This window comes from Bradyrhizobium sp. LTSPM299 (genome assembly GCF_000938235.1).
Taxonomy (GTDB): Bacteria; Pseudomonadota; Alphaproteobacteria; order Rhizobiales; family Xanthobacteraceae; genus Bradyrhizobium.
This window is the reverse complement of record NZ_JYMU01000046.1, coordinates 122,009-133,739: the sequence shown is the minus strand read 5'-3', so window position 1 is coordinate 133,739 and position 11,731 is coordinate 122,009. Positions and strand designations below refer to the sequence as shown.

Below are 11,731 nucleotides of genomic sequence, written 5' to 3'. Positions count from 1 at the left end.
CCGACGGCTCGCCCGCACCCGGTGCAAATAGCCGTAAATGTAAAGCTTCAGCAGGTCGCCCGGCGCATAGGGCGGCCGACCCAGTTCCTCGGCCGCAGCCTTCGAAAATCCCAACTCCGCAAGAGCCAGCGCATCTACAAACGCATCGATCACCCGAACCGGATCGTCGCGCCCCACCACCTCGTCCAGAACCTCAGGAAAAAGCGTCGTTTGATACCGCGACTGGCCCGTCACATGCGCCATCATAACCTCGAATCAAAGCCCGATCCCGACAACAATAGCCGATCAGGTTTTCACACAGCCTGGAAGGCCGGGACCCATACGCCGCGGCCCGCGGAAAGCGCACAAGCGGCATTGGCTTCTCTCACAACCCAATTCGGTGGCTATGGCCTTCGCCGGGACGACGGATTGAGGTGTGTCGCTGACGTCAAAGATTGATCACACCGCGCCGCGCCGCATGCGCGACGGCGTCGGTGCGGCCGGTGGCGTCGAGTTTGTCGAGCAGCGAGCCGACGTGAAACTTGGCGGTGTGGACGGAGATGCCGAGGCGGCGTGCGATCATCTTGTTCGACGCACCTTCGGCCAGCAGCGCCAGCACGTCGAGCTCGCGCGGCGTCAGTTCGAAGTCGCTCGCCGAGCCCGCGGTCTCCCGATCGCGCGAGATGATCACCGCCGCGACCGGCTCTCCCGGCGCGGCGAGGCGCAGGCCGGCGATGCCGCCGAGCAGCGTCGCCAACCGGTCTGCCAGGACCGGATCGTCGATCTGCAGCGAGATCACGATGTCGGGTGCGGTCTCTTCGCTCACGCCTCCGGCCTTTCGCCGATCGTCACCTTGACGTGCAACGGCTCACCACCACGACGGATTGTCACGTCGACCTCGGTGCCGACGCTCTTCGGGCCCAGGCTCCGCGACAGGGCCCGCACGCCGGACAGCCGCTCGTCATTGACGGCAATGATCACGTCGCCTTGCCGGATGCCGGCGGCGGCCGAGGGACCGTCCTTGTCGACATTCATCACCATCGCGCCGATGCCGTCGTCGAGGCGGATCGGCTGCATCCCGAGGCCGAGATATCCGCGCGGGATGCGGCCACGGCTTTCGAGCTGCGCCGCGACGCGCTCGATGGTCGAGGTCGGGATCGTCAGCACGCGGCGGGGTCCGAGCACCGCCATGCCAAACGGTTCTCCCGCCGCATTCAGCGCCAGTCCGCCCTGCTGGCTGTGCCGCAGCCGCACGTCGAGTTCGACCCGTGCGTCGATCTCGCCGCCGCGCAGGCTGCGCCAGGCTGGGCCCGACAGCGAGACCATGCCGAGCCGCGCGGTCGGGGCGCCGCTATCAGCCGCGACGACAACCGCAAGCGATCCCAGCGCGGGGATATTCGCCGACAGTTTGACTGGCGCAATATCTCCGTCGATCCGCAGCAGCGCGATGTCGGTGGTGTGGTCGCGCCCGGCGACGGTCGCCTGCCGCCGGCTGCCGTCGGAAAGCTGGATTTCGACCTCGCCTTCGTCGGCCAGCGCCTCGTCCGCGGTGACGATGAGGCCGGGCTTCCAGACGAAGCCGGACGCCCGCAGACGATGCGAATGCACGGAGACGATCGCGGGCGCTGCGCGTGCGACCGTCTCCGCAAGGGCTGAAGAAAGGACAGAAAGGGTGGTCGGTTCGGTCATGGAAAGCTCCTGTGGCTTCCCTCAATCTGGGATGCCGCTGGCGGTCCGGAAACTGGCCGAATGGGCAGGGTCCGGCTCCGCGCCGGTAACCACGGCCGATAGGCGTGGATCGGTCAGATCCGGTCCCGGGTCCTCCAGGCGAACAGCAGGAAGGCGGCCACGACGGCGACCACGATCAGCATCCAGTTCTGGCCCTCGAAGCCGAGGATATGGAAAGGCCGTATCAGAAATTGCACCGCGCGCCCCTTTTCGAGGCAAACTAAGGCTTTCTGCGATGGAAATATATTATTTTTGTATGTCTGACCCGGCCGGTCGCGTCCGATGCGACGTCGGTATTTCAGTCCGCCACGATGGGTTCCAGGCGATTTTCCAGCCGATAGCCAACCCCCGACTCGGTGATCAGCAGGCGCGGCTGGTTTGGATCGGCCTCGATCTTCTGGCGGAGCTTGCGCACCAGGATACGCAGGTACTGGATGTTGTCCCGCTGGTTGCCGGTCCAGATCTCCTTCAGCAGCTGATCGTGCGTCACCACGAGCCCGACATGCATCGCCAGGACGTGCAGCAGGCGGTATTCCTTCCGGGTCAGTTTGATCCTGGCGTCGTTGAGCGAGACGGTCCGACTGGCGAGATCGACGGCGAGCGGCCCGACCACGACCACCGGATTCTCGGTGGCGCTCTTGAAATAGCGGCGCAACGCGGCGTCGCTGCGGGCGAGAAGCTCGGCCATGCCGAACGGCTTCACGACGTAGTCGTCGGCGCCCGCCTGCAGCAGGCGGACCTTCTCATCCTCGTTGGCTTCGACGGAGAGCACGATGACCGGAACGTTCGACCACGAGCGCAGCCGCTCGAGTGCCTCGCTGCCGTGCAGGTCCGGCAGACCAAGATCGAGAATCACGAGGTCGGGCGAATTGAATGTCGCGATCTTCAGTCCCTCGGCGGCATTCTCCGCCTCGAGGACCGAGAAGCCATGGATCTCGAAGCCCGCGCGCAGGAAACGCCGGATCTTCGGCTCGTCGTCGATCAGGAGGACGAGGTTGCTCGGCTTACTCATCGTCGTAGGCCGCCAGTTCCGAGGTTTCGCATTGAAGGGCAGGTAGCAAGATCGATGCCGTGGTGCCGAGACCCTGGCCGCGACTGGCGATTTCGACGGTGCCGCTGTGGGTCGTGACGAAAGTAGATGCGATCCAGAAGCCGAGCCCGGAGCCCGGGATACTGGCCTGATGGCGTTCGCTGCGAAACGATTTGCGGCCGATATGGCGCTGCTCGTCCGGTGTGATGCCGACGCCCTGGTCGACGATCGATATGATGACGCGCCCGCGGTCGTGTCGGGTCAGGACCTTGATCGTCGAGCCGGACGGGGAATATTTGGCGGCGTTCTCCAAAAGCTGGCCGCAGGCCTCCTCGATCAGGCCGGAATCGACATTGAGCAGCGGCAGCTCGTCTTCGAACGCGATCTCCACGCGATGCGCCTGAAGGCGCCGGGCGCGGCCCTTCACCGCGGCATTGACGATGTCGCGCGGATCGGCCCATTCGAGACGAGGGGTCAGCCCGCCGGCGGTCACCCGCGTGGCATTCAAGAGGTTCCGGATATGGCCGTCGAGGTGGGCGACCTCCTCCGAAATCGCTTCCGTCAGCGAGTGCAGCCGGTCGTTGTCGCGAACCGCCTGCATCGAGTCCATGACGCTCACCGACCCCCGGATCGCTGCCAGAGGCGAGCGCAGCTCATGCGAGAGCGTCCCGTGGAACGCGTCGCGCAACAGCTCGGCCTGCAGATGCAGCCGGGCGTCGTCCATCGCCTTGCCGATATCGAGCCGCTGCAGGGTCAGCGTGACCTCTTCGAGAATCGCCTCGACGCGGCGGGTCCGGCTCCGGATCTCGTCGAGGGAGCTGTGCCCGACATTGATGGCGATGACGCCGTGGACTACCGTCTCGGAGCTGATGGCGCGCAGCAGCCAGATATCCTGCGACGGTGCATCGATGACGCTGCGGCCGGTCGCGCCGACGGTCTCCGTCATGGCCGTCACGGCCTCCACCACTGTCGGCGGGGCGATCGCAGATCCCGGCAGCGATTCGAAGTGGCCGTCCGAGGCGGCGACGAACAGCGCCCCGCGCGCGCCGAGCGTATGCGAGAGGTAATAGTGAATGGCGGCGATCAGGTCGGAGACCGTGAAGCAGGCGGCCAGCCGCTTCGAGAATCCATAGAGATGCTGGATCTCCCTCTCACGGCGCCGCAGCCGCTCGGTCTCGCGCCGCAGCCGCGAGGCGAGATTGCTGGTCGCCAGCGCCACGACGAGGAACAGCAGAAGGTCGACGGCCTCCTGCGGGTTGTCGACCCGAAAGCTGTAGACCGGTTCGAAGAAGAAGAAATCGGAGGCGGCGATTGCGGCCAACGATGCGAGCGTGCTCGCCCATATGCCCCAGCGTGTGGCTGCGAAGATGATCGGGATCAGATAGGCGACGGGGATCAGGCTGGCCGCGACCATCGAGTCGAGCACGAACAGCAATGCCGTGATCAGCAGGATCGACCCGACCGACAGTACGAGAGGCAGCACGTCGAGCCGCATCGTCCACGACGATTGCGCCTCGTCGGTCAATGCGAGGTCAGGCGTCGCTTCAGTGCGGCGCGTTCGGGCATCTGCGAGTCGTTGAAACAGAGGCAGGGAATCAATCAAGTATTTTGCTCTCGTAGAGAAAGACACCGGAAGATCCTCGGGAAGATCCTCGCCATGGCCTTTCGGGCCAGCACGGAATCCGCCCCAGCAACATCCGACCGGCGTACCGAACACGAAACGGTACGCCGCCAAAATGGCCCGCGTCCGCGCAAATGCTCAACGTCCGGTCGTCGTTGTTGCCCCGATGTCGCCAACTACCCAGCGATTCGAGCATTCCTCATAACTGGATATAGATTCAATGTTGTTGGAGCGGACGGGATATATAAAAGTAATAGCCGCGGCTCGACGCGGCGGCTTGCCGATCGGTTCGTGGGTTCAGCGCAGATGCGGCAGGGGCGATTTGTCGTCAGATCTCTGCAGCAGCTCGTTGACGTAGCCGAGCGCCAGTTTTTCCCCTGCGAGCTCCGGCTTCGACGCCCGGTACAGGCCGGATTCGCCGGTGTGGTTGGTCCGCGGCGGGGTCAGTTTGCTGATTGCCGCCGAACTGATGTATTTGGGCGGATAGAGATAGAAGTCCATCAGCGGGGTCAGCGAAGAGCCGGATTGCCGCTTCAGGACGGACAGCGCCGTTGCGCCGGCGTCCGGATAAAGCGCGCTCCAGCCGGCGAAGCTGCTGGCCAATATCTCCAGCGACAGGATCGCGGTCGCGATCTCGACAAAGCCCAGGTGGGACTTCTTGGCGCTTCGGGTCGTCGACGCCTTTCGCAGCCGTTGCCGGAATTCGTGGTGCCGTTCGATGAAGGGGCCGAGCCTGGCGCGCCACAGCATGTCGGGCAGGCAGGCATAGCCGTGGACGTCGTGATAGCTCTCGATCAGGTTGCGGCACTGCGCCGTGAGATCGGCCGGCAGGAAGTCGAGATCGATATTGTCGATCCCGCCATCGAGGGCCGCATCGTTTGCGCAGTTCATAACGTTCGCCACGACGAGCGATGCTCCGTTGCATCGAAGCGAACGATTTCGCTCCAGCAACAAGCTTAGCCAATGGCTGCATATATCTTCGATGGAGGTATCGGGCGGTTTCCATAGCAATAAAATAGCTATCGCATCGATTCCGAGCGCAGCACTTGCAGCGCTATGGCGGAAATGACACAGCGCGCTGCAATCTGTTGCAGCGCGTCGCAATATCTTAACAAAACGTCACGCCGTTCGCCGGGTTCTTGAGCAAGTGCGTAAGCAAATGACGCTTATCTGCGCAACTGACGTCAGGAGGACCGCTCCGGATATTTTATCTTAATGAAAGCGCGGGGAGACCCGTATCGCCTTTTTCTCTGTGCCCCGGGAATGATTACACAGGCCTTACACGCGCGAGCGCTCGAAGCGTCGGTTGCATTAGCTTGGGGCAAAATCATGAAGAGGCTTCTTTATAGCGGGCGTATCGTTGCCGGCGGTGGGTGCGGCTCGGATACTATGACGATTGTAGTGTTATGATGATTGTAGCGAACTGGAATTGGCGGCGTACAGCGATCCTCGTCGCAGCGATGGTGCTGGCGGCGGGCGGTCTATATGCCGCGGGTCGAATGTTCGCGCCGCATGCCAAATCGTCCGAAGTGTCGAGCCAGGCCAGGGCGAAGCCGCCGCGCTATATACCCACAGCCGCCGAATGGGCGACGCTTTCGGTCGAGCCGGTGGCGGAGCGCGTCTTTCGTGCCGAGCACATCACTGAAGGCAAGGTCGCGGTCAACGAAGAGAGCTCGACGCCGATCTTTTCGCCCTATGCCGGGCGGGTCATCAAGCTCCTGGTCAAGCCCAGCGACGTTGTCGAGCGCGGTCAGCCGCTGTTTGTGGTGGAAGCCACCGACGCGGTGCAGGCGCTGAACGATTTCGTTGCGGCGCTGGGTACACTCAACTCTGCCCGCTCGAAGCTGAAGCTGGCCGAGACCGTCGAGAAGCGGGCCAATGATCTCTATGCCGGCAAGGCCGTGCCGTTGAAGGACTGGCAACAGGCGCAGGCCGATCTGAACTCGGCCCAGAACGATCTGCGCTCGGCCGAGACCGCGCTCGAAGCGACGCATAACCGATTGCGCATCCTCGGCCGGTCCGAGGAGCAGATCACGTCGTTCGAGCAGACCAGGCAGATCAGCGCGGATACGCCGATCTACTCGCCGATCGGAGGCACTGTCGTCCAGCGCAAGGTAGGTCCGGGTCAGTTCATCAGCAGCGGCGCCAGCGATCCGGTCTTCGTCATCGGAGATCTTTCCACGGTTTGGCTGACGGCCTTCGTGCGCGAGAGCGAGGCGGCCGATGTCGCTGTCGGGCAGGAGATGGCGTTCACCGTGCTGGCTCTGCCGGGCAAGGCGTTCACAGCCAGGCTCGACTATGTCGCTGCGGCGATCGATCCGGCAACCCGCCGCTTGCTGGTGCGCGCGACGCTCGACAACAAGGACGGCCAGCTCAAGCCGGAGATGTTCGCCAGCGTCACGATCTATGCCGGCGGCGACCGTCCCTCCGTCGGCGTGCCGAAGCAGGCGCTGATCTATGAGGGTGATCACGTCCGGCTTTGGGTTGCGCATGATGACAAGTCGATCGAGTTACGTGAGATCGAAACCGGCCTGACCAACGGCAATCTGGTTGAGGTTCGCACCAATCTGAAGGCCGGCGAGCAGATCGTGACCCGAGGCAGCCTGTTCATCGATCGGGCTGCGTCCGGCAGTTAGCCTTTAGCCGCCATCACGCGCAAAGATCGGATCGCATGGACCGCCTCGTCGCTCTCGCAGTCAATCGTCGGTTCCTGATGGTGGGGCTGTTTGCGGCCGTCCTCATCGGTGGTCTCGTCGCGTTCCAGCAATTGAACATCGAGGCCTATCCCGACCCCACGCCGCCGATGGTCGATATCGTGACCCAGAGCCCCGGCCTGTCGGCCGAGGAAATCGAGCGTTACATCACGATTCCCCTGGAGACGCAGGTCGCGGGCATCAAGAACCTGAAGGTGATCCGAACCATTTCGCTTTACGGCCTGTCGGACGTGAAGCTGCAATTCTCGTTCGATTATACCTACGACCAGGCGCAACAGCAGGTGCTGAACCGATTGTCGCAGCTACCGCCGCTGCTCAACAATGCGCAGCCGCAGATCTCGCCGCTCAGCCCGATCGGCGAGATCTATCGCTATCGCCTGGTCGGCCCGCCGAACTATTCGGTGCTTGATCTCAAGACGCTGCAGGACTGGGTGCTGCAGCGACGCTTCCGCACCGTGCCCGGGGTGATCGACGTCACCGGCTGGGGCGGCAAGACCAAGACCTACGAGCTCCAGGTCGACTTCAACAAGCTCGTGGCCAACGGCATGACCTTGCCGCAGCTTCTCCAGGCCGTGAGCAATGCGAACGTCAACGTCGGCGGCAATACCATCGATATCGGTCCGCAGTCCGCGGTGGTGCGGGGTGTCGGCCTGATCCGATCGATCGATGGGCTCGCCAACACCATGGTTGCTGCAAGCGGCGGCACGCCCGTTCTGGTCAAGGACGTCGCGACCGTTAGCGTCGGCGAGCAGCCGCGGCTCGGGATTGCCGGCCAGGACGAGGCCGACGACATCGTTCAGGGCATCGTGCTGATGCGGCGCGGCGAACAGAGTTCACCGACGATCTCCCGGGTCGAGCAACTGGTCAGTTCGATCAATAGTTCCTCGATCCTGCCGCCGGGCGTCCGGATCGAACGCATTTATGATCGCAAGGACCTGATCGAGACCACGACCCATACCGTGCTCGAGAACATGGTGGTCGGCATCACGCTGATCGTCTTTCTGCAGTGGGTGTTCCTCGGTGATCTCCGCAGCGCCTTCATCGTGGGCGCGACGATACCGTTCGCGCTGTTTTTTGCAGTCGGCATTCTGGTGCTGCGCGGCGAATCCGCCAACCTGCTGTCGGTCGGCGCGATCGATTTCGGCCTGATCGTCGATGCCACCGTCATCATGGTCGAAGCGATCTTCCGGCGGTTGTCGCACACGGTGCATCTCTCCGAGCACGAGCAGGCCACGATCTCCGCCAGCACGGCAGCTGACATGAAGCATCACGCGGTCCTGACGGCTGCCGCCGATGTGTCGCGGTCGATCTTCTTTGCCGCGGCGATCATCATCGCGGCATTCCTGCCGCTGTTCACGCTGAGCGGCGTCGAAGGCAACATCTTCGGTCCGATGGCGCGGACCTATGCCTACGCGTTGGCCGGCGGCCTGCTCGCGACCTTCACCGTGACGCCTGCGCTCAGTGCCATCATCCTGCCGGCGCATGTCGAGGAGACCGAGACCTTCCTGATGCGTCTGCTGCATCGGCTCTATATGCCGGTGCTGGCGAGCTCGCTGGCGCATCGCCGGATCGTGCTGATGGGTGGCGTGGCGCTGGTCCTGATCACCGCTGTTGCAGTGCGGCTGCTCGGCCTCGAGTTCCTGCCCAAGCTCGAGGAGGGCAATCTCTGGATCCGCGCGACCTTGCCGCCGACGATTTCGCTGCAGGCGGGCAACACCTATGTCAACGACATGCGCAAGCTGATAGCGCGCCGTCCTGAAGTGGAATCGGTCGTATCGCAGCACGGCCGTCCCGACGACGGCACCGACGCCGCGGGCTTCTTCAACGCGGAATTCTTTGCGCCGCTGAAGCCGGCGAAGGAATGGCCGGACGGCGAAAGCAAGGACGAACTGACGGCAAAACTGCTCGCCGATTTGCAGGAACAGTTTCCCGGCGTCGAATTCAACTTCTCGCAATACCTCCAGGACAACGTCTCGGAGGCAGTGTCCGGCGTCAAGGGTGAGAACTCGATCAAGCTCTATGGCAACGACTTGCAGGCGCTGACGGATACCGCCAACAAGATCAAGTCGGTGCTGTCGACCGTGCAGGGCGTCACCGATCTGGCGGTGTTCACCTCGCTCGGCCAGCCCACGGTGCAGATCGACATCGATCGGGCGCGGGCGGCGCGCTACGGGCTCTCGCCCGGCGACATCAACACCACGATCAAGACCGCAATCGGCGGCGACAGCGCCGGTGACCTCTACGAGCCCGGTAGCGACCGCCATTTTCCGATCATCATCCGTCTTGCCCCGCAGTTCCGCCGCAGTGCGGAGGCGATCCAGAACCTGCGGATCGGTGCGCAAGGGCCGAACGGCATCACGCAGGTGCCGCTCAGCGAGGTCGCGACCGTCAAGCTGGTGTCGGGCGCGGCGTATATCTATCGCGAGCAGCAGGAGCGCTATCTGCCGATCAAGTTCTCGGTGCGTGAGCGCGATCTCGGCAGCGCGATTCAGGAGGCGCAGGACAAGGTCGCAGCGCAGGTGCAGTTGCCGCCGGGATCGCGCGTCGAATGGGTCGGCGAGTTCGGCAATCTGCAGGACGCGATCAAACGGCTGTCGATCGTCGTCCCGATCAGCCTGGCGTTGATCGCGATGCTGATCTGGTTCAATTTCGGTTCCGTGATCGACACCGCGCTCACGATGAGCGTGATCCCGATGGCGGTGCTTGGCGGCATCCTCGGATTGCTGCTGACCGGAATTCCCTTCAGCGTTTCTGCAGCGATCGGGTTCATCGCGCTGTTCGGCATTTCGGTGATGGACGGCATCATCATCCTCTCGCAATACAACCAGTTGATCGACGAGGGCATGGAACGCGGTGCCGCAATCCTGCGCACCGGTGAACTGCAGCTTCGCCCGGTGCTGATGACCTGCGTGGTTGCGGGCATCGGGCTTCTGCCCGCGGCGGTGTCGTCCGGCATCGGCTCCCAGGTGCAGAAGCCGCTGGCGATCGTTGTGGTGGCCGGCATGACGCTGGCGCCGATCGTGATCCTGGTGACCCTGCCGGCGCTGATTTCGATGTTCTCGCGGCGTACCCGGCAAGGTCTCGCCGCCGCCGGCCAGTTGGCGCCGGCGGAATGACAGGCGACGCTGATGATCGAGGTCGGTTGTGAGTAGGGCGGTTTCAAAGGAGGGCACGAGGCGCGGCTCGCTGGGGTGGTTGCCGCTCTGCCTCGCAGCGACGCTCGCGCAGATGACGCCGGCCGCAGCGGAGACGCTGACGGAAGCCCTGGTGCTCGCCTACCAGGCCAATCCGCAGCTCAATGCCGACCGTGCACGCCAGCGCGGTGCTGACGAAAACGTGCCGATCGCGCTGGCCGGATATCGGCCGCAGATCGTGGCCAGCCTCAGTGCCGGGCTGCAGGCCGTGCGCAACACGCTGCCCGACAATACCATCCAGAGCGCCACGCTGAAGTCCTGGACCATCGGCGTCACCGTCACTCAGGTCCTGTTCAACGGTTTCAAGACCGCGAACAGCGTTCGCGTCGCCGAATTCCAGGTGCTGTCCGGACGTGAGGCATTACGCAACACCGGGCAAGGCGTGTTGCTGGACGCGGTCACAGCGTACATGAACGTGATGGCCAATCAGGCGCTGCTCGAGGCGCAGCGCACCAATGTCGCGGTGCTCCGCGAGATCCAGGCCACGACCGCGCGGCGGCTCGCCGCCGGCGACGTCACGCCGACCGACACCGCGCAAGCGGAAGCAAGATTGAACCGCGGCCTCGCCGATCTCAACGCCGCTGATGTGACGCTCGCCATCAGCAAGGCAACCTATGCCCAGGTGATCGGCGAGGCCCCGTCCCGGCTCGCAGCGGCCGCGCCGGTCGACCGGCTCTCGCCGACATCGATGGCGGCGGCGATCGAGACCGCCAATCACGAACATCCGGCGGTCCTCGGAGCGGGCTACGATATCGACGTTGCCCAGACCACGATCAAGGTGGCCGAGAGCGCCCTGTTGCCGACCGTTGCGGTTCAGGCCGGCGCGAGCCGGTCGGTGCAGTCAGACCCGACGCTCAGCACGTCCGGCACCGACCAGGCCTCCGTGCTCGGGGAGATCAATGTGCCGATCTATGACGGCGGCACGGCCGCGTCGCAAACACGGCAGGCCAAGGAATTGGCCTCGCAGAGCCGCATGGTGCTTGAGCAGGTTCGCAACCAGTCGCGGACCGCCGCGGTCAGCGCGTGGGTATCCAATGAGGGCACCAAGGTGGCGCTCTCGGCGGCAGAGTCGGAGACGCGCGCGGCCGAGGTCGCGCTGCAAGGTGTCCGGCGCGAGGCGCAGGGCGGTCAGCGCACCACAATCGACGTGCTCAACGCGCAGCAGGACCTGACCAACGCCCGCTCGCGACAAATTCTCGCGCAGCGCGACCGCGTCATCGCGTCCTACACCTTGCTCAGCGCGGTCGGGCGGCTCGACGTGCGCACGCTCAACCTCAACACGCCGGATTACCTGCCCGAGGTTCATTATCACCAGGTGCGCGATGCCTGGCATGGCGTCCGCACGCCATCCGGCCAATAGGAGTCACCCTGAAAGGAGATTGCGTGATGGATCAACTGGCTGCTCTCAGGCTCTTCACCATCATGGCGGCACTTATGGTACTGTTGGTCGCCTCGGCGTTCTCGT

The 11,731-nt window shown here is 64.0% G+C and carries 10 protein-coding genes; 3 read left to right on the top strand and 7 right to left on the bottom strand.

The window, feature by feature from the left end:
- The 7 genes from UP10_RS22645 to UP10_RS22620 all read right to left on the bottom strand — a co-directional run.
- Positions 1-243: transposase (locus UP10_RS22645; protein WP_502692180.1), on the bottom strand; the 243-nt coding region annotated here is incomplete at its 3' end.
- A gap of 184 nt (positions 244-427) precedes the next feature.
- Positions 428-805, bottom strand: coding sequence for a response regulator transcription factor (locus UP10_RS22640; RefSeq protein ID WP_044589471.1), 378 nt, complete (start codon positions 803-805; stop codon positions 428-430).
- The gene (locus UP10_RS22635; RefSeq protein ID WP_044589470.1) at positions 802-1,668 is read right to left on the bottom strand and encodes a S1C family serine protease; all 867 of its coding nucleotides are present in this window, start codon (positions 1,666-1,668) and stop codon (positions 802-804) included. The genes UP10_RS22640 and UP10_RS22635 overlap by 4 nt, the downstream gene beginning before the upstream one ends.
- A gap of 113 nt (positions 1,669-1,781) precedes the next feature.
- The gene (locus UP10_RS46375) at positions 1,782-1,904 is read right to left on the bottom strand and encodes a hypothetical protein (RefSeq protein ID WP_283807670.1); all 123 of its coding nucleotides are present in this window, start codon (positions 1,902-1,904) and stop codon (positions 1,782-1,784) included.
- Between the two features lie 101 nt (positions 1,905-2,005).
- Complete coding sequence (locus UP10_RS22630) at positions 2,006-2,719, bottom strand: response regulator (RefSeq protein ID WP_044589469.1); 714 nt, start codon at positions 2,717-2,719, stop codon at positions 2,006-2,008.
- Complete coding sequence (locus tag UP10_RS22625) at positions 2,712-4,262, bottom strand: DUF4118 domain-containing protein (protein ID WP_044589468.1); 1,551 nt, start codon at positions 4,260-4,262, stop codon at positions 2,712-2,714. The genes UP10_RS22630 and UP10_RS22625 overlap by 8 nt, the downstream gene beginning before the upstream one ends.
- Before the next feature lie 393 nt (positions 4,263-4,655).
- Positions 4,656-5,249 (bottom strand): hypothetical protein, encoded by a 594-nt coding sequence (locus UP10_RS22620; protein WP_044589467.1) that lies wholly within the window; start codon positions 5,247-5,249, stop codon positions 4,656-4,658.
- Positions 5,250-5,764: 515 nt separating this feature from the next.
- On the opposite strand from UP10_RS22620, the gene UP10_RS22615 reads away from it, so the two are divergent.
- The 3 genes from UP10_RS22615 to UP10_RS22605 all read left to right on the top strand — a co-directional run bounded on the left by UP10_RS22615 (position 5,765) and on the right by UP10_RS22605 (position 11,626).
- Complete coding sequence (locus UP10_RS22615) at positions 5,765-6,994, top strand: efflux RND transporter periplasmic adaptor subunit (RefSeq protein ID WP_156180211.1); 1,230 nt, start codon at positions 5,765-5,767, stop codon at positions 6,992-6,994.
- Between the two features lie 35 nt (positions 6,995-7,029).
- The gene (locus UP10_RS22610) at positions 7,030-10,188 is read left to right on the top strand and encodes an efflux RND transporter permease subunit (RefSeq protein WP_044589466.1); all 3,159 of its coding nucleotides are present in this window, start codon (positions 7,030-7,032) and stop codon (positions 10,186-10,188) included.
- A gap of 112 nt (positions 10,189-10,300) precedes the next feature.
- Positions 10,301-11,626: a TolC family outer membrane protein gene (locus UP10_RS22605; RefSeq protein WP_082077221.1), complete on the top strand. Its 1,326-nt coding sequence runs from the start codon at positions 10,301-10,303 to the stop codon at positions 11,624-11,626.
- The last annotated feature ends 105 nt before the right edge of the window (positions 11,627-11,731 follow it).